The sequence below is a fragment of the Actinocrispum sp. NPDC049592 genome, assembly GCF_040675465.1.
Lineage (GTDB): Bacteria > Actinomycetota > Actinomycetes > Mycobacteriales > Pseudonocardiaceae > Kibdelosporangium.
Genome location: NZ_JBFAPA010000003.1, coordinates 1 through 17,556 on the forward strand (window position 1 = coordinate 1; position 17,556 = coordinate 17,556).

Annotated in this window: 18 protein-coding genes and 1 pseudogene; 6 read left to right on the top strand and 13 right to left on the bottom strand. The window is 69.1% G+C overall.

The window, feature by feature from the left end; all coding sequences use genetic code 11:
- Positions 1–87 precede the first annotated feature (87 nt).
- The 3 genes from AB0J95_RS10060 to AB0J95_RS10070 are packed head-to-tail and all read right to left on the bottom strand — an operon-like array spanning position 88 to position 2,571.
- Positions 88–1,308, bottom strand: a complete 1,221-nt coding sequence (locus AB0J95_RS10060) for a HAMP domain-containing sensor histidine kinase (protein WP_364755072.1) — start codon at positions 1,306–1,308, stop codon at positions 88–90.
- Positions 1,305–1,976 carry a two-component system response regulator CseB gene (gene cseB, locus AB0J95_RS10065; protein ID WP_364755075.1) on the bottom strand — a complete coding sequence of 224 codons (672 nt, stop codon included), beginning with the start codon at positions 1,974–1,976 and terminating at the stop codon, positions 1,305–1,307. The genes AB0J95_RS10060 and cseB overlap by 4 nt, the downstream gene beginning before the upstream one ends.
- 34 nt (positions 1,977–2,010) lie before the next feature.
- Positions 2,011–2,571, bottom strand: a complete 561-nt coding sequence (locus AB0J95_RS10070; RefSeq protein ID WP_364755078.1) for a hypothetical protein — start codon at positions 2,569–2,571, stop codon at positions 2,011–2,013.
- Between the two features lie 157 nt (positions 2,572–2,728).
- On the opposite strand from AB0J95_RS10070, the gene AB0J95_RS10075 reads away from it, so the two are divergent.
- From AB0J95_RS10075 to AB0J95_RS10100, 6 genes and pseudogenes are all read left to right on the top strand, one after another.
- The gene (locus tag AB0J95_RS10075; RefSeq protein WP_364755081.1) at positions 2,729–3,475 is read left to right on the top strand and encodes a polysaccharide deacetylase family protein; all 747 of its coding nucleotides are present in this window, start codon (positions 2,729–2,731) and stop codon (positions 3,473–3,475) included.
- Positions 3,472–4,674, top strand: coding sequence for an LCP family protein (locus AB0J95_RS10080; protein WP_364755084.1), 1,203 nt, complete (start codon positions 3,472–3,474; stop codon positions 4,672–4,674). Before AB0J95_RS10075 ends, AB0J95_RS10080 begins: the two co-directional genes overlap by 4 nt.
- Positions 4,664–5,008: a DUF6542 domain-containing protein gene (locus AB0J95_RS10085; protein ID WP_364755085.1), complete on the top strand. Its 345-nt coding sequence runs from the start codon at positions 4,664–4,666 to the stop codon at positions 5,006–5,008. Before AB0J95_RS10080 ends, AB0J95_RS10085 begins: the two co-directional genes overlap by 11 nt.
- A 299-nt stretch (positions 5,009–5,307) precedes the next feature.
- On the top strand, positions 5,308–5,655 hold the full coding sequence (locus AB0J95_RS10090; protein ID WP_364755088.1) for a pyruvate kinase: 348 nt from the start codon (positions 5,308–5,310) through the stop codon (positions 5,653–5,655).
- A 5-nt stretch (positions 5,656–5,660) separates the two neighbouring features.
- Complete coding sequence (locus AB0J95_RS10095) at positions 5,661–6,788, top strand: CaiB/BaiF CoA-transferase family protein (RefSeq protein ID WP_364755091.1); 1,128 nt, start codon at positions 5,661–5,663, stop codon at positions 6,786–6,788.
- Between the two features lie 116 nt (positions 6,789–6,904).
- Positions 6,905–7,224 (top strand): annotated as a pseudogene (locus AB0J95_RS10100) (acyl-CoA dehydrogenase family protein); the annotation flags it as partial.
- Here the strand turns inward: AB0J95_RS10100 and AB0J95_RS10105 are convergent.
- The 10 genes from AB0J95_RS10105 to AB0J95_RS10150 form a co-directional block, all read right to left on the bottom strand.
- Positions 7,221–9,377, bottom strand: a complete 2,157-nt coding sequence (locus tag AB0J95_RS10105; RefSeq protein WP_364755094.1) for a xanthine dehydrogenase family protein molybdopterin-binding subunit — start codon at positions 9,375–9,377, stop codon at positions 7,221–7,223. The pseudogene AB0J95_RS10100 and the gene AB0J95_RS10105 sit on opposite strands and share 4 nt — an antisense overlap.
- Positions 9,374–10,375, bottom strand: a complete 1,002-nt coding sequence (locus AB0J95_RS10110) for a xanthine dehydrogenase family protein subunit M (RefSeq protein ID WP_364755097.1) — start codon at positions 10,373–10,375, stop codon at positions 9,374–9,376. The genes AB0J95_RS10105 and AB0J95_RS10110 overlap by 4 nt, the downstream gene beginning before the upstream one ends.
- Positions 10,375–10,875 (bottom strand): (2Fe-2S)-binding protein, encoded by a 501-nt coding sequence (locus AB0J95_RS10115; RefSeq protein ID WP_364755100.1) that lies wholly within the window; start codon positions 10,873–10,875, stop codon positions 10,375–10,377. The genes AB0J95_RS10110 and AB0J95_RS10115 overlap by 1 nt, the downstream gene beginning before the upstream one ends.
- Positions 10,876–10,944: 69 nt before the next feature.
- On the bottom strand, positions 10,945–11,814 hold the full coding sequence (locus AB0J95_RS10120; RefSeq protein WP_364755103.1) for an AraC family transcriptional regulator: 870 nt from the start codon (positions 11,812–11,814) through the stop codon (positions 10,945–10,947).
- A gap of 73 nt (positions 11,815–11,887) precedes the next feature.
- On the bottom strand, positions 11,888–12,682 hold the full coding sequence (locus AB0J95_RS10125; RefSeq protein WP_364755105.1) for a phosphate ABC transporter ATP-binding protein: 795 nt from the start codon (positions 12,680–12,682) through the stop codon (positions 11,888–11,890).
- 8 nt (positions 12,683–12,690) lie between these two features.
- Positions 12,691–13,524 carry a class E sortase gene (locus AB0J95_RS10130; RefSeq protein WP_364755108.1) on the bottom strand — a complete coding sequence of 278 codons (834 nt, stop codon included), beginning with the start codon at positions 13,522–13,524 and terminating at the stop codon, positions 12,691–12,693.
- 3 nt (positions 13,525–13,527) lie between these two features.
- On the bottom strand, positions 13,528–14,295 hold the full coding sequence (locus tag AB0J95_RS10135; RefSeq protein WP_364755111.1) for an LPXTG cell wall anchor domain-containing protein: 768 nt from the start codon (positions 14,293–14,295) through the stop codon (positions 13,528–13,530).
- The gene (locus tag AB0J95_RS10140) at positions 14,288–14,926 is read right to left on the bottom strand and encodes a hypothetical protein (RefSeq protein ID WP_364755114.1); all 639 of its coding nucleotides are present in this window, start codon (positions 14,924–14,926) and stop codon (positions 14,288–14,290) included. Before AB0J95_RS10140 ends, AB0J95_RS10135 begins: the two co-directional genes overlap by 8 nt.
- Positions 14,913–15,890, bottom strand: a complete 978-nt coding sequence (locus AB0J95_RS10145; protein WP_364755117.1) for a DUF916 domain-containing protein — start codon at positions 15,888–15,890, stop codon at positions 14,913–14,915. Before AB0J95_RS10145 ends, AB0J95_RS10140 begins: the two co-directional genes overlap by 14 nt.
- A 74-nt stretch (positions 15,891–15,964) precedes the next feature.
- Positions 15,965–17,542, bottom strand: coding sequence for an Ig-like domain-containing protein (locus AB0J95_RS10150; RefSeq protein WP_364755120.1), 1,578 nt, complete (start codon positions 17,540–17,542; stop codon positions 15,965–15,967).
- Positions 17,543–17,556: the final 14 nt, after the last annotated feature.

Here is a 17,556-nt window from a genome sequence, read left to right on the forward strand (position 1 = left end):
ATGACAGTGCTCACCGGCCAGCGGCTCGGCAACCAGCCTCACCCCCACCAACCACAATCGGTGGGAGGCCACGCCGATCAATCCCCATTAGGTGGGGAGGGTTAGGGTGACTTGGGCGCCGGTTTCTCCGGCGTTGGCGAACTCGACTTTGCCGCCCAGGACACGGACCTGAGCGACGGCGATGGTCAGGCCGAGGCCGTGCCCGCCGCCGCGGTCGCTGCTGCCCGTGCGGAACCGGCTCGGGCCTTCCTTCAGCAGTTCCTCGGAGAACCCGGGACCGTGGTCCCGGACGACCACAGTGGACCCGTCCACAGTGACCTCGACCGGCGGCGCCCCGTGCTTTGCCGCGTTCACAAGGAGGTTGACGAGCACCCGTTCCAACCTCCGAGGATCTGTCCGCACGGTCGTGTCAGAGACCACCGAAACCTCAGCCGACGGCGTCACCCCACCCACCCGTCGGCGAACGAAGTCCCCCAACGAGATCTCGGACAGCTCGGCCTGCTCTGTCGCGGTGTCGAGACGAGCGACCTCCAGGATGTCCTCGACCAGTGCCCTCAACACCCGCACCCGGTCACGCACCAGTTCCGCGGGTCGGCTGGGCGGCAACAACTCCGCGGCCGTGACCAACCCCGTCACGGGTGTCCGCAGTTCGTGCGCGATGTCCGCGGTCACTCGTTGTTCCGCCAAAAGGCGTTCCCGCAAGGCATCCGCCATCGCGTCCACGGCCCGCGCCAGGTCGGCGGCCTCGTCCTTGGGCCGGTCCCCGATCGCATCCCCCACCCGCGACGAGGAATCGCCCTCGGCCACCCGGCGAGCAGCCGCGGCCGCCAACCGAAGCCGCCGGGACAACCGTCCACCGATGGCCACACCCAGCACGGAACTCAGCACCACCACCGAAACCGATCCCAGGATCAGCAGACGGTCCAAACGCGACAGTGCGTCATCCCGGTCGGTGTACGGGTTGCGCAGCGAAAGGATCTTGCCGTCGGTCTCGGCGGCCGCCCAGATCCACGAGCCGCCAGGGCCGCGCTCCAGATAGGTGGCCCGGTTGCCGCCGCGGATCGCGTCCCGAAGCTCCTGCGGGATGTTCGGCGCGTTCAACTCCGCGCCCAGGGCCGCCTGGCCGGACAACGCGTAGTCGCGGACCACGAGCTGGATGCGTTCGTCCTGCAGCTGGCGGGCGTCGGCGAGCTGGGTCTGGCTGAACTCGGTGCGCACCAGCAGGCTCAACGCGACCGCGACCAGGGCGCTGACCACGGCGATCGCGGCGCTGAGCCGCCAGCGCATGGCGGACGGGACCAGCTTCACGGACTGCTCTTGAGCTTGTACCCGAAGCCGCGGACGGTCTCGATCCGGTCCTGGCCGACCTTCGCCCGCAGCCGCTGGACGTGCACGTCCACCACCCGCGAGTCGCCGCCCCACTGGTAGTCCCACACCTGCTCCAGCAGCACGTCCCTGGTCAGCACGCTGCCCGGAGCGTCCACGAAGCACAGCAGCAGCCGCAGCTCGGTCGGGGTCAGCTCGACCGGGTTGCCGCCCACGCGCACCTCGAGCCCGTTGCGGTGCACCTCCAGGTCGCCGAACCGCAGCACCTGGTCGTCCGCAGTCGCCTCGGCCCGGCTCATCCGCCGGACCACCGCGCGGATGCGGGCCACCAACACCGTGCTGTCGAACGGTTTCGTCACGTAGTCGTCCGCGCCCGCCTCCAGGCCCAGCACGATGTCGATCGGGTCGGACCGGGCCGACATCATGATCACCGGCGTGTGGCTCTCCTCGCGGATCTGCCGGCACAGGCTGACGCCGTTCATCCCGGGCAGCATCAGGTCCAGCAGGGCCACGTCCGGGTCCTGCTCGCGGAACGCGGCCAGCCCGCTGATGCCGTCCTCGGCGACGGTGACCTTGAAGCCGTCCCGCTCCAGCGCCAGCTGGGTGGCCTCGCGGATCACGGCGTCGTCCTCGACCAGCAGAACGTGCATCGGGCTCATTTCTCCGGTGGTCACTTCTTCGGCGTCACTTCTTCAGCGGCTCGAACGCACTGCCGGTCCATTTGAACGCCTCGTCGATGGAGTCGCTCGGGCAGCAGCTCTTGTCCCTGGCTTTGTACCGCAGATGGGTGACGACCAGGCCGTAGTCCGGCTGGGGCGTGATGTCCGCACCCGGCTCCTCCACCGCGAACAGCTGCGTGGGTGGCGTGACGCCCAGGTTGTACACGTACACGCCCAGGTTGTAGCGGTAGTCCCAGCCCGCCGGACCCTTGGCGTCGCAGGAGACGACGGTCACCAGCAGCTCGGGCTTGCCGTCGAGGGTGACGTCCACGTAGCGCCCCACCGCCGGGTAGCTGCCGTCGACCAGGCACGGTGTGGTCAGCACGCCCTTGATCCCGGCGCTGACCTTGGGGTCGGCGCGCAGCAGGGAGACCGGGTCGACCGACGGGGCGCTGCCGCTGGGCGGCGGTGGCGTGCTGGGCGGGGGTGTGACCTGCGCCGCCGCCCCCTCGACCTGCACGCCGCCCGCGGTAGCGCAGCCCGACAGCGCGAGGCAGCACGCCACGAGCGTCAGTACCTTGCGCACTCACCCATTGTGCCCAGTCCCGCTGCGACGGCCAGTCGGCTGTTACACGGCCGCGGGCCAGTCGCCGGATCCCTGTTACACAACCGTCGGCCAGCCGCCGAAAACCGTGCCTAGCTTCGAAGGTGGATCTTTCGACAGGGACACTTCGGGGAGTGCCATGCTAGAGCGTCTCAAGCCGTTCCGGTACGTGGCAGTCGCGGCTCTCGCGCTGCTCATCGCCGGTCTCGTGCTTGCGCGGCAGAATACCGGGTCGCAGCCGGCCAGTGCGGCGCAGGTCACACCACCGCCGCCGGGACCGGGGCCGGAGTCGCGGCCCGCGCCCAAGATCGGGCCCGCCAAGCTGGTCTACAAGGTCGAGACGAACGACCCTGTCGTGTTCCTGACGATCGACGACGGCGCCCACCAGGACCCCGCGATGGCGGACATCCTCAGGCGCAACGGCATCAAGGCCACGTTCTTCCTGACCGAGTTCTACGCGCAGAAGAACCCGGAGTTCTTCCGCAAGCTGCGCGACGACACCGGCTCGGTCATCGAGAACCACACGGCCACCCACGTAAACCTCAAGGGCCGCTCGGAAGTCGACCAGGAGAAGGAGATCGGGCCGGTGTCCGACCAGTACCAGAGCTGGTTCGGCACCCGGCCGACGCTGTTCCGCGCACCGTTCGGCAGCAGCGACGACGCGACACTGCAAGCGGCCGGTGAGGCCGGGGCCAAGTACGTGGTGAACTGGGGGTCCGAAGTGGCCAATGGTCAGATCAAGTTCTCCGGGCCGCACGAGTTCCGGCCGGGATCCATCGTCCTGATGCACTTCAAGGACACCTTCGAAGCGGATGTCACCGCGTTCATGGCGCAAGCGCGCGCGAACGGCCTGACGCCCGCCTTACTGACGGACTACCTGAAATGAACGCGAAACGAGTGGCGTCCTGGATCGCCAGGTCGGTCGTGGTGCTGGTGTCGGCTGCGATGCTCGCTGTGTCCGCCTACGCCTACGTGACCTACCGCAACGTGACCACGAACCTGGCGACCGACGACGTGATCGTGTCGGACACACCGTCCTCCTCGTCTTCGTCGGCGCAGGCTCCGGTGCGTAAACCCGCTCAGGACGTGAACATCCTGTTGGTGGGCATCGACAGCCGCACCGACAACCAGGGGCATCCGTTGCCCCGTCAGGTTCTCGACGCGTTGCAGGCCGGGAACTCCGACGGGGAGCAGAACACGGACACGATGATGGTCGTGCACGTGCCCGCCGACTCGACCAAGAAGGCGTTCGCGGTGTCGCTGCCGCGCGACTCGTACGTGTCCATCGCGGGCGGGTTCGGCATGCACAAGCTCAACTCCGCCTACGCCCGCGGCAAGATCGCGGCCGCGAACACGTTGCGCAACCAGGGAAAGGACGCCGACACCGTCACGCGCGAGTCCACCACCGCGGGCCGCAAGAACCTGATCGCCACCGTGACCGCGTTGACCGGCCTGCACATCGACCACTACGCGGAGATCAACCTGTTCGGGTTCAGCGAGATCACCAACGCGGTCGGCGGGGTTCCGGTGTGCCTCAACAACCCCGTGCACGACTCGTACTCCGGCGCGAACTTCCCGGCGGGCCCGCAGACCCTGCAGGGCATCGACGCGCTGAAGTTCGTGCGGCAGCGGCACGGCCTGGCCGGCGGCGACCTCGACCGGGTGCGGCGTCAGCAGGCGTTCCTCGCCGGGCTGGCCAACCGGATGTTCAGCGCCGGCACCCTCGCCGACCCCGGCAAGGTGAGCTCGCTGGTCGACGCGCTGACCAAGGCCGTCGTGCTGGACAAGGGCTGGGACCTGCTCGGGTTCGCCCAGCAGCTGCGCGACCTGACCGGCGACCACATCGAGTTCACCACCATCCCCACGATCCGCCCCAACCTGCCGACCCCCTCCGACGGCGTGGCGGTCGAGGTCAGCCCCGCCGCGGTCAAGGCGTTCGTGCAGAACCTCCTCGACCCGGCCCCACCCACACCCCCGGGCGAGGGGACACCGGACGCCCGCAAGATCGTTGTCCAGCAGGAGAAAGTGCAGAAGATTGCCAACGTCCAGCCGATCGACGCGGGAGGGATCCCCTGTGTCGACTAGAAGGAACCTGACCACACTGCCCGGCTGGTTGGCCGTGCTGCTGACCCTCGCCCTGGCCGTCGGCGGATTCCTGTTGGGCGGCCTGTACTTCCCGATCTCCGTGGTCATCGGCGGCGTCATCACGGCGCTGTTCGCCGAGCGTTCGGCGTTCTTCGCCGTCGCCGTCCAGCCACCCGTCATCACCGCCGTCGTGGTAGCCGGAGCCGTCCTCCTCGGCCGCCCCCTCCTCGACGCCGCAACCCAGCTGGCGTCCACGTTCCCCTACCTCGCGGGCACCATGGTCGCGGTCATCGTGATCCTCCTGGTACGCGTTCGCTCGGTCAGGAGTGCCTGAGTCAGGAGGTGGAGGGGTTCTGCCGCTAGTCCTTCATCTCCAACGAGTTCGCACTGACCAGCACCAACCCGACAAGCACCGGCCAGCGCCTGCGGCTTGCGCACCAAGGCCGACATCGCGATCGGCAGGCCGTAGTGCAACAGAATGGTGTGCCACTGCAACCACTCCGAGCCCGACTCGGCCTCGGCGTTATAGCTCTCGACCCGCGCATCCTGGTCGTCGATGTTCGAAGTGTCGAGGTGTTCCGCCAGCCAGTCGTACGCGCCCGCCAGCCGGTCGCCTCGCCCACCGGACGGCCCATGCTGGTGTTGAGGTCGTCGGTGGCGGATGTTGAGCATGCTCGGACGATTGCGCGGCCCCATCGGGATATCCCGGTGGTGGCGAAGATCGAATCCGCGGCTGGGGTCGCGAATCTCGCGGAGATCTGTGCGGCGGCGGGCATGGTCATGGCGGCGCGGGGTGATCTGGCGCTGACATCGCCGTGGCCGGAGTTGCCGGCCGCGGTGAATGCGATCGCTCTCCTACGAGACTGTGTTCGGCGCCAACGCCTTCGATGCGGTGGAAAGCGTCCAGACCATGATCACCCGCTGGGCCCGCCGACCGAGCGTATCCCGGACAGACAAGCGGTCGGGCGCGGGTTACGTTGATCTCCGTGACCACGTTTCCGCTGTCCGGCGTGACTGTTGTGAGCCTTGAGCAGGCGGTGGCGGCGCCGTTCGCCACCCGCCAGCTGGCCGATCTGGGTGCCCGGGTGATCAAAGTCGAGCGGCCGGGGGGCGATTTCGCCCGTCGATACGACACCACTGTGCACGGGGAGTCCAGTTACTTCGTCTGGCTCAACCGGTCCAAGGAGTCGATCACCCTCGACCTGAAGACGCCGCACGGGCTCGAGGTCATGAACAAGCTGCTGGCCAGGGCGGATGTGTTCGTGCAGAACCTGGCACCGGGGGCGGCGCAACGGCTCGGGCTGGCGATCCCGCCGGGGCTGATCACGTGTTCGATCACCGGTTACGGCACCGACGGGCCCTGGGCCGACCGCAAGGCGTATGACCTGCTGGTCCAGTGTCAGACCGGTCTGGTGTCGTTGACCGGGACGCCCGAGGAGACCGCGAGGCCCGGGATCTCCGTCGCGGACATCGCGGGTGGGATGTACGCGTACTCGGGCATTCTCACGGCGCTCTACACGCGCGCGACCACCGGCGTCGCGCACAACGTGGAGGTGTCGCTGTTCGACGCGCTGGCCGAGTGGATGAGCCAGCCCGCGTACTACACCCGTTACGGCGGAACGCAACCGCCGCGGATCGGCACGCAGCACGCGACGATCGCCCCGTACGGCGCTTATCCCGCGGCCAACGGCAAGGAAGTCCTGTTCTCCATCCAGAACGAGCCCGAGTGGCACGCACTCTGCGCCCAAGTCCTGGGACAACCCGAACTCGCGGACGACCCCAGGTTCGCCACCGGCGGCGCCAGAGTCCAGCACCGCAAGGAGCTCGACGAGATCATCCTGGAAAGGTTCGCCCGCGGCGACAGCACCGAGATCATGGCCGCCCTGGACGCGGCGAACATCGCGAACACCGGCGTCAACGAGGTGCACGAGTTCCTCGAACACCCCGTGCTCACCGAACGCGGCCGCTGGCGGGAGGTCGAACTCCCTGGAGCCACAATGCGGGCGCTGGTCCCGCCCGCCGGGATCGACGGCGTGGCACCGCGAATGGACCCGGTCCCGGCCGCGGGTGAGCACACCGCGAAGATCCTGGCCGAATTGGGGTACGCCGAATGACCGGGGAAGAGCCGGCCATCATCGCGACCGTCCGGGAGTAAGCAATGTCCACAGTGGCCAGACACAATGGACAGGACTACATCGTCAACGGGGGCAGGACCTTCGCGCAGGTGATGCAGTCCTTCGGCAACTACCTGGCCGACATGGCCGCCAAACTGACCGCCGCCCGCCAGGTGGTCCTGTACGCGGCCGAACGGCACGAGCAAGGACTGCGCTATGACATGGAGGCCGGGATGGCGAAGCTGGTCGCCTCCGAGGTGGCCATGGAAATAGCGCTCGACGCCGTCCGTATCCATGGTGGCTGTGGATACTCGACCGAATTCGACGTCGAGCGCTACTTCCGGGACGCCCGCTGATGATCGTCGGCGAGGGGACCAACGAGATCCAGCGCAACGTCATCGCCGCGCACCTCATCCAGCGCGGTGGGCTCTCCTAGAGCACGTCCTCCAGGTGGATCGGGAGCTTGCGGATCCGGCGGCCGGTGGCGTGGTGAACCGCGTTCGCGATCGCCGCGCCGACGCCGCACATCGCGACCTCGCCGATGCCCTTGGCACCGAGCGGGCTGAACTTCGTGTCCGGCTTGTTGACGAAGCTCACGTCGATGTCGCGGATGTCGAGGTTCACCGGGATCGCGTACTCGGCCATGTCGGAGTTGAGGAACCCGCCGTAGCGCGGGTCGACCTCGCTGGCCTCGCGCAGCGACCCGCCGAGGCCCCACACGACCGCGCCACGCACCTGGCTCTCGGCGGTGACCGGGCTGACCACGCGCCCGCAGTCGATCACACTGACCACCCGGTGCACGCGGATGCGGTGGATGGACGGCTCGATCCGCACCTCGACGAAATGCGCCGAGTGGCTGAACGAGACGTGGTCGGCGTACTGCGGCCCGGAGATGGCCACCAGACCCGACCGCAGCCGATCGAAGATCGCCTCCGGCTGGCCGGGCCCGCGGTTGGCGGACTCGACGGTCACCGTGGCCCCGCCCGCGGCGGTCACCGCGGCGGCCAGGTCGACCGGGCCGGTCTCGGGCAGGCCGAGCCGTTCCCGCAGCTGCTGCAACGCGTTGTGCACCGGCGTGATCGCCGACGCGGTACCCCACGATCCGGCCGTCACGTGCTGCGGGACCGCCCGGGTGTCGCCGACGATCAGCGTGACGTCGGAGGCCGGAATGCCCAGGTTGTCGGCAATCGTCGCCATCAGCGCCGACCGCAGCCCCTGGCCCATCTCATGCCCGCCGGCCTCGACCCGCAGGCCACCGCGGGCGTCGGCGTGCACGCGGACGATCACCGGGACGACGTGCGCCGGGTAGTTGCCGAGCGCGACGCCCCAGCCGATGGCGCTGCCGTCCTCGGCCGTCATCGAGCCGGGCTGTGGATTGCGGGCCGACCAGCCGAACCTCTCCGCACCGGTGCGCAGGCACTCGGCCACGTGGCGGTCGGAGAACGGCAGCCCGGAGATCGGGTCCACCATGGTGTCGTTGAGCAGCCGCAGCTCGACCGGGTCCCGCCCGGACAGCACGGCCAGTTCGTCGACCGCCGACTCGAACGCGAACGTGGCCGCGTGCTCGAACGGCGCCCGCATGAAGCCGGGTGTCTGCGTGTCCATGCGGATCAGCCGCTGGTGGCCGCGGAAGTTCTTGATCCCGTACAGCCGGGCGCTGACCTCGGTGAACAGGGCTGGGAACAGGTCGTGCCGCGAGGTCTGCTGGTCGATCTCGTGCACCGCGGCCTGGAAGATGCCCTCGGCGTTCATCCCGATCTTGATGTGCTGGCGGGTGGCCGGCCGGAAGCTGCCGTTGTGGAACGCCTGCGGCCGGGTGACCAGCGCCTTCACCGGCCGGCCCAGCCGCTGGGCGGCGATCGCGGCGAGGCTGGTGTGCATCTGCAGCGAGTTGCGGTTGCCGAAGCCGCCACCGGCGGACGGCGAGATCACCTGGACCTGTTCCGCCGAGATGCCCAGCTGGGCGGCCAGCCCGGCCTGGATCGAGCTCGCGTTCTGCGTGCTCTCGTGCACGATCAGGGTGTCGGCGTCCCACATCACCGTCGTGTTGTGCAGTTCCATCGGCACCGCGTGCTGGGCCGGGTGGTCATACACGCCCTCGGCGACGAACTCGCAGCCCTCCAGCGTGGCGTCCGCGTCGCCGGCCACGTGGTTCGGGATGAAGTTGCTCTGCTCGAACACCTCCACGCCGTCGGCGTCCAGCTCGACGCTGAACGGCTCCTCCTCGTACGTGGCGTGGATCAGCGAGGCTCCGTGCACGGCCGCGTGCGGGGTCTCCGCCACCACCATCGCGATGTACTGGCCGCGGTAGGCGATGTGGTCACTGGCCAGCGGCTGCAGGCTCTGGAACCCGAAGCCCTGGCCGCTCATCAGGAAGCCGGAGTTCTTCAGGCCGAGACCGGACTCGTGCGTGAGCACCAGCCGCACACCCTCGACCGCCTCGGCCGCCTCGGTGTCGATCGAGACGACCCGGCCGCGGCCGATGGTCGCCACCGCGAACCGCGCGTACAGCAGGCCCGGCGGCACCCGGTCGTCGCCGTAGTGGACCGCTCCGGTCACCTTGTCCCGTGCGTCTACCCGAACGTTCATCGCGCCGCCCGCTCCCCGGCGATCCGCAGCGCGTCGGCGACCACGCGAATGCCCAGTTCGACCTTGAAAACGTTGTGTGTGCCCGGTCGCGCGCCCTGGTAAGCGACCTCACCGGCGTGCCGCATGGACTCCGGCGTCAGCGGCTGCCCGATCAGGGCCTGTTCCGCGGCGGGAACCCGCCACGGCCGGGTGGCCACGCCGCCGATCCCGATCCGCGCGTCGGTGACCACACCGGTCGGTTCGACCGCGACCGCCACGGCCGCCGAGGCCAGCGCGAACGCGTACGACTCGCGGTCGCGGACCTTCACGTAGGCCGACCCGCGCCCGGCCGGGGTCTTGCGCACGCGGATCCGCAGGATCAGCTCGTCGGGCCGCAGCGTGGTCTCCACCTCGGGCCGGTCGCCCGGCTCGCGGTGCAGCTCGGCCAGCGGGATCGTGCGCTCGCCGTCCGGCCCCAGGATGTCCACCTCGGTGTCCAGCGCGATCAGCGCGATCGGCCAGTCACCCGGGTACACCGCGGCGCATGAATCGCTGATCCCGAACAGTGCGTTGCCACGATCGGCACCACCGATGGCCGCGCAACCGCTGCCCGGATTCCGTTTGTTGCACGCATACGGCTCGCCGCCGCGGAAGTACGCACACCTGGTGCGCTGCAACAGGTTCCCACCGGCGGTGGCCATGATCCGCAGCTGCTCGGAGGCCGCGCGCCAGAGCGATTCGGACAGCATCGGGTACTCGTTCCTGACGACCGGGTCCTCGGCCATGTCGGCCATCCGGGCGCCCGCGCCGAACACGAGCTCGTCGCCGGAAGTGTCGATATAGGACAGTTCAGGCACGCGGTGCACGTCCACGACCGAGGTAGGGGCCTCGATGTCCAGCTTCATCAGGTCGTACAGCGTGGTCCCGCCGGCCAGGACCTTCACCCCGGGACCGGCCTCGGACAGCGCGCGGACGGCGGACTCGGCGGAGTCGGCCCTGGCGTAGGCGAACGGGCGCATCAGGCATCACCCTCCGCGACCTGCCGCACGGCGGCCAGGATCCCGCAGTACGCACCGCAGCGGCACAGGTTGCCGCTCAGGTACTCGCGGGCCCGGTCGTCGGTGTCCGCGTGTCCTTCCGCGATCGCGGCCAGGCCGGCCATGATCTGGCCGGAAGTGCAGTAGCCGCACTGCATCGCGTCATGGTCGATGAACGCCTGCTGCAGCGGGTGCAGCTCACCGTCCGGCCCGGCGACCCCCTCGATCGTGGTGATCTCCGTGCCCTCGGCCTGAACCGCCGGGGTCAGGCAGGAGACGACGCGCCTGCCGTCGAGGTGAACGGTGCACGCACCGCACTGACCGTGGTCACAGCCCTTCTTCGTGCCGGTGAGCCCGAGCCGCTCGCGCAGAACGTCCACAAGGGACTCACGGGGGTCCACCGTGAGCTCGACGTCCTTGCCGTTCACCCGTGCCCGGACCTGCACACTCGTCTCGAAAACGGTGCCGGTTCGCTGCTTCATGGCGCGATGCTAGGCATTGCCCAACGGGGATCGCATTCACCAGATTGCGGTGTGACCGCCGAATAGTTGCTAACCACGCCTTCGATAGGCAGACGGTGACATGCCGATGTGGCGAGTAAATGCCGTGGAAAGGTGAGCGGGGTTCGCAAACCCGCACAGATAGGCGATCTCGCCCACCGGCAGCACCCCCTTGTCGAGGTGCCGCCGCGCCGCGTCGACGCGCAACGCGGTCAGGTGCCGGTGCGGCGTCTCACCCGTGGCCGCCTTGAACACCCGGACGAAGTGGAACGCGCTCAACCCGGCCTCCCGCGCGATGTCCGCGAGGGTCAGCTGCAGGTGCAGGTTGTCCCGCATGAACTCGACGGCCCGCCGGACCCGGCTGTCCTCATGCGCCGGAGTGGTGGGCACGCTCCATTTGCTGTACCGCGTCAGCGTGTGCACGGCCAGGAATTCAGCCGCAGTTTCGGCGTACATGTCCGGTGCGCCTTCCGCGGCTGCGGTAACGAGCGCGCGGATCATCTGCTCCAGCAGCGGGTCCCGGCCAGCCAGGAAGTCCGGCCACTCACGGTCGGTCTCCCACAACTCCGCCGCGACCCGTTTCATCACCCTCGCGGGGACATAGACGTGCACACTGCGCAACTGTTCATCCGTTGTGGAGCGCCATCTCAGCCTGGTCGGGCGCCCCGGAGCGGTCATCCCGATCTGCCCCGGCTCGTACCAGGCGCTGCGCCACCGACCGTCCGAACTGGACTCCATGATCGACCGGCCGTGCGTGGCCAGCACGACACCCTGCTCCTCGATCGCGGGCAGGCACATCTCTTCCACCACCGGCCGGTCGTCGTACACCTGGACCAGCAAAGACCGCCAGCCCGCATCGGCCCAGCTGCAGAGCGTGCGGGTGCCGTAAGGGGACTTGTCCAGCTGGAGCGCCTCGAACATCGCGGTTTCCTCGTGGTGGGGGCGCTCCCACTGTACGTGCTGCCAGGCGGGTCTCAGCTGTCTCGATCGCGACCTAGCCGAAACGGCCGTTGACATAGTCGAGCGTTCGCGGGTCCTCGGGAGTGCTGAAGATCCGGTCGGTCGGGCCGGACTCGACGATGGCGCCGGGCGCGCCCTCCTCGGCCAGGAAGAAGGCACACTGCTGGGAAACCCGCGCGGCCTGCTGCATGTTGTGCGTGACGATCACGATGGTGACCTCGTCGACCAGTTCCGCGATGGTCTGCTCGATCCGCCTCGTCGACGTCGGGTCAAGGGCCGAACACGGTTCGTCCATCAGCAGAACGCGCGGCCGCACAGCCAGAGCGCGCGCGATGCAGAGGCGTTGTTGTTGCCCGCCAGACAAGGCGCCGCCCGGCTGGCGCAGCCGGTCGCGGACTTCCTTCCACAGCCCGGCTTTGATCAAACTGTGCTCGACCAGGTCATCCCTGTCCGCGCGGCGCACCTTGGTGCCGGTCAGCTTCAGGCCCGCGGTCACGTTGTCGTAGATCGACATCGCCGGGAACGGGTTGGGTTTTTGAAAGACCATCCCGATCGCACGTCTGGCTTCGGTCAGTTTCCAAGATGAGTGATAAATGTCGGAGCCCGCCAGCAGGACCTCCCCCGCGAGGGTTGCCCCGGGGACAAGCTCGTGCATCCGGTTGAGGATCCGCAGGAAGGTCGACTTGCCACAGCCGGACGGGCCGATCAGCGCGGTCACCGTCCCGGCGGGCACGTTCAGCGAGACCCGGTCGAGCACCTTGCGCTCCCCGAACCAGGCGGAGATCTCCCGCGCCTCGAGCTCGGCCACGGCTTCCAGCGTCAGTGTCATCGGATCTCCTACAGCAGGTTGGGCAGCAACGAGGCGGCCTGGTCGGCCACGGTCAGGCCGAGCGCGCCGAGCAGCGGGACGCCGACCACCCAGGCGTGCCAGCGGCCCGCGCGTTGCCGCAGGTAGACGACCCCGGCGACGCCCGCGCAGAGCACCAGGCCCCAGCCGACCAGCCCGACGAGAGCGCCACTGTCCGTGGCCATCGGCTGCTCGGCGTCACGCACGGCCATCGACGGCGGGGCGCCGTTGGACGGCACCGCCTGGGAGGTGAGCTTGGCGTCGACGCGCAGGATGTCCTCGGGCAGGAACTCCGGGCCGTCCGCGGTGACCAGGGTCAGCCTGCCCTCGCCTTTGGCCAGTTCCTTGGGTTGCGGCGCGCCCGCCCGGCGGACACCGGACACGCGGTAGGTGTGGGCGCCCTGGCCGGTGGTGAGGGTGATCTCGTCGCCGGCGCTCAACGTGCTGATCGCACCGAACGGGCCGCCGTACGCCGCCCGCCGTCCTAAGAGGACACTCGTACCCGCCTGGCCGGGCAGCACGGTGTCCCGGCGGTGACCGGGACCGGACTTCAGCGTCTCCGGGGTCGCCCCCTCCCCCACCACCTCGCGCAGCCCCAGCTTGGGGATGGCGAGGATGGCCATGGGGGTGCCGTCGGCCAGCAGACGCCGGTCGCCGTCCAGGCCGCGGACCGGCGCGGTGGCGTTCGCCAGCTGCACGCGGAAGTCGGTGTACGCGCGTTCCTGGTCACTGTTGTGCGTCAACACGCCCAGCAGGGTCAGCTGGGCGACAAGACACAGCGCCAGCGCGGCGATGATGCTGATGGCCTGGCCGGCGATCCGCACGGATCAGTCCTCCGGCCATGGCGTCGGCTCGTATACCTTGCGTGTACGCGTCGTGTACAAGATGTATGCACCCAGCATGAGCAACGCGATTCCCAGCAGCAGCAAGGAGTCCACCGGCGAACCGGTGTTGGCGAGCTTCTGGTTGTTGACCGCCACGCTGATGTTCTCGTTGTTCGCGGGCGTGGTGGTCTGCGTCGACGTCGTCTCGGTCGTGGTGCTGCCCTCGGTCGTCGTCGTTGAGCTGGTCGACGAGGACGTCGTGGAGGTCGAGGGCGTGCTGGTGGTGCTGGTGCTCGTCGTCGACGTGCCGCCGCCACCCGGAGGCGTCGACTGGTAGTGCTGCGCGTCGGTGAAGTACATCTTGGTGGTGAACGTGCCCTTCACCTGCTGCGAGAACGAGTCGATGCAGCTGACCTCGACCGTGTAGGTGCCGGCCTGGACCGTGGTGCTGTTGTCGGTCGCGATGTCCTTCATGTTGTTCCCGAACTGCACCGGGAACGGCGCCGTCGCCGAGAACCCCACATCGGACGAGCCGAACGTTGCCATCAGCCCGTTCGCGAACCCGCCGGGGCCGTAGACCTTGGCGTAGTACTGGTCCGAGTCGGCCGAGCAGCCCGCGGAGGTCTGCACCACCGGCGCGGTCGTGTCCAAACCGGACGCTGGGACGATGGTCAGCGTGCCGAGGGTGCCGGCTGGCGGGTCGGCCCACGCCACCGCGATCCCCATGCCGGCAATGGTCACGGCGCCGAGCAAGGCGGCCCACTTACGCATCCTTCTGCCCTCCGGACTTGTTCTTCCGGCGCAGCACGGCCGCGGTGACCAGCACCGCGACCAGCGCGATCGAGAACCCGGCGAGCACGAGGATCGGCCAGAGGCTGCCCGTCGACGCGGCGGGCTGCACCGGAGCGGCGACCTGCTGCTGACTGGCCACAGTGGACATTCCGGTCGGCGGAGGTGCCGCCACCGGCGGGGGTTGCTCGGCGATGGTCTGCCTGGGCGGGTCGGGCAGCCGGTCCGGCCCCTTGGCCGCGCCCACCGCCACGTACTTGGTGGGCGAGCCGAACTCCAGCGAAGCGGAGAACTGGCCGAACGAGTTCTGGCTGAACGAGTCGATGCACTGCACGGTGATCTCGTACTTGCCCTGCAGCTTGGTGTTGTTGTCCGCGGCGAAGTCGCCAAGGGTCTGACCGAGGTACACGTCGAACCCTGCCGTGTGGGACAGGCCCACATCGGTGTTCGCCGTGATGATCTGGCCGTCCGCTGGGAAACCCTTGCCCTTCATCACGGCGTAGTACGCGTCCGCCTCGTTCGGGCAGCCGCCGGACGTGTGCATCCGGACGGTCGAGATGTCCGCGCCCTGGCCGGGGGTGACGACCAGACCGCCGAGCTCACGCGGTGACACTTTCCGGCACCTCCTCGGTCGATGGCTTGACCCGCCGCCGTTTGCGGATCCTCGCCGGCACGATGAGCACCGCGATGAACACCAGGGCCGCCAACACAACCCATGGCACCGCGGCGAACGACGAATCCTGTTCCACATCAGGCACTCGCGGGTCGGACGTGCCGGCCGGCGGAATGGGTACCAAGTGGACATTCGCGGTCAGCCACCCGGCGGGCAGCAAACCGTGCACGACTGTTGACTTCTTGACCGCCCCACCGGGCAGGAGTTCCGGGAGCGTCTCCACCGGGTCGGAGTCCACACTGGACCCCCACGGGGTGCTCACCTTCACCGCCTGGGTGGCGCCGAGCCGGACGTTCCCGGTGTTCTTCACGGTGTACGTCACGGTCGCGTCACCCCGGCCGAAGAACTGGCCGTCATAGCTCGCCGTGAGGTCCTGCACGGACAGCTCCGGCCGAAGCTCACCGGCGACGCGCAGGTAGATCCGCGCGCCGACCCGTTGCTCCACCGAGACTTTCTGGCCCTGCGCGTTGGTCTGCTCGGTGGTCAGCGCGGCGACGATACCGCCCGCGTGGTCACCGGGGGTCGCGTCCGCCGGGATGGTCACGGTGAACGGCACGATCACCACCGAACGCCCGGGCACGGACACCTGGTGGTCGCGGGTCTTGGTCCAGGCACCGATGTCCGTCGGCTGCTTGCCCGATGCGAGCAGGTCGTAGCCGCCCTCGGGGGTGTTGAACGCGTCGCTGGCGTAGACCTTGAGCCCGATCGGCGTCTCGCTCACATTGGACACCGCGACGAAGTCACGCACGACCGCACCGGGAGTGGCGCCATAGCTGAAGTTGTTGCGGTTGTCCGGCGCGGTCTCGGTGGCGGGGCGCACCCCGAACGTCACCGGCGCGGCGGCTGAGGCCTGTGGGGCAAGCAACACCCACAGCAGCGCGGCCGCGGCGAGTACTCGGAGCATCGGCATTCCCCTCTGGGACAGCGCTTGGGGCGGTGGGACGGCCGAAGTCGACTCGGCCGTCCCACCGCCGTTCATCAGATCGCGGTCAGCGTCAGCACCGCGGTATAGGTGCCCGCCACCGTGGAGGTGGGGACGTTCAGCGCCAGGTCGGCGCCGAGGTGCGCGGTTCCGTTGCCCGCCAGGGCGGTCGCCGTGGCGAGCGTCCGGGCGGCGGACAGGCCGACACCGGCCGGGGCGGCGGCACCGGGAGCGAGGCCGTTGCCCGCGGCCACCGTGGGCCCGGCGGTGATGGTCTGCGCGGCCACCTTGTCGATGACCTTCGGCGTCCAGCCGAGGTTGGCGCCGTTGATGGCGTGCGAGGCGCCGTCACCGAAGTCGGTCACCTGGCCGGAGACGTTCCAGCCCGGGTTACCGGCCCGGGTGTCGGTGACCCGCACCGGGTTGATCGCACCGGCGGTCTGCAGCAGCGAACCGTCCGGCAGCATCACCGGCGAGGGCAGCGTGACGTTCTGGTTCTCCACGCTGATCAGCAGTTCACCCGCGAGCACCGTGGTGGAGATCCTCTCCGAGGCGCTGACCCCGGCGAACGGGCTGACGGTCAACGGCACCTGAGCCGACTCGGAGGCAACGTACAGCACGGGGTTCGCCGGGACGAACTTCGCGGTGAACGAGTGCGCCCCAACGCCCAGCGTGGACGTGCTGAGCGTCGCCGACCCTCTATTGAGGACCGTCGGGGAGCCCAGGTTGGCGCCGTTGTCGGTGAACTGCACCGAGCCCGCCGCACCGGCCGGGGCGACCGTGGCGTTGAGGGTGACGGTGCTGAACTGCGCGACGCTGCCGCTCGGGGTGACCGAAAGCGCCGTGGTGGTGGGCGTGGCGACCGGCGCGTTGACCACATAGGACACCGCGGGCGAGGTCGAGCCCGAGATGTTCGAAGCTGTGTGGCTGAACACCGCGGTCAGCGACCGGGTGCCCACCGGCAGAGCCGTGGTGGACAAGGTCGCTGTGCCCTGGTTGACGGCGACCGGAGAACCGAGGTTGGTGGCGCCGTCCTTGAACTGGACGGTGCCACCCGCCGCCGCGGCGCCCGGTGTGACAGTCGCAGTCAGGGTGACGTTGGTGCCCTGGTTGACCGGGCCGGCCGGGGTGACCGCGAGCGCGGTGCTCGTGGTGACCGGGGCGGCCGGGTCGGTGTTCTGGTAGGCCGTCGCGCTGGTGAACCAGATCGACGTGTCGAAGGTGCCCTTGACCTCCTGGGAGAAGGAGTCGATGCAGGACACCCGGATGTCGTACTTGCCCGGGGTGACGGTGGTGCTGTTGTCCACCGCGATGTCCTTGAAGGACAGTCCGAGCTGGACCGGGAACCCGGCCGTGGTGGACAGGTTCACGTCCGTGGTGGGCGTGGCGATCAGGCCGGGGGCGAAGCCGCCCGGGCCGAACACGTACGCGTAGTAGGCGTCCGAGTCGGCGGTGCAGCCCGCGGACGTCCGCACGATCGGCGCGGTGGTGTCCTGGCCGGACGGCGGCTGGATGGTCAGCGTGCCGAGGGTGCCGGCGGACGCGGTGCCCGCCAGGGCCAGCGTGGCCGCGGTGGCCGCGCCGAAGACGATCGTGCCGGCACCCAGGCGCCGCAACACGTTTCCGATGCTCACGTTCGAGGTGCCTT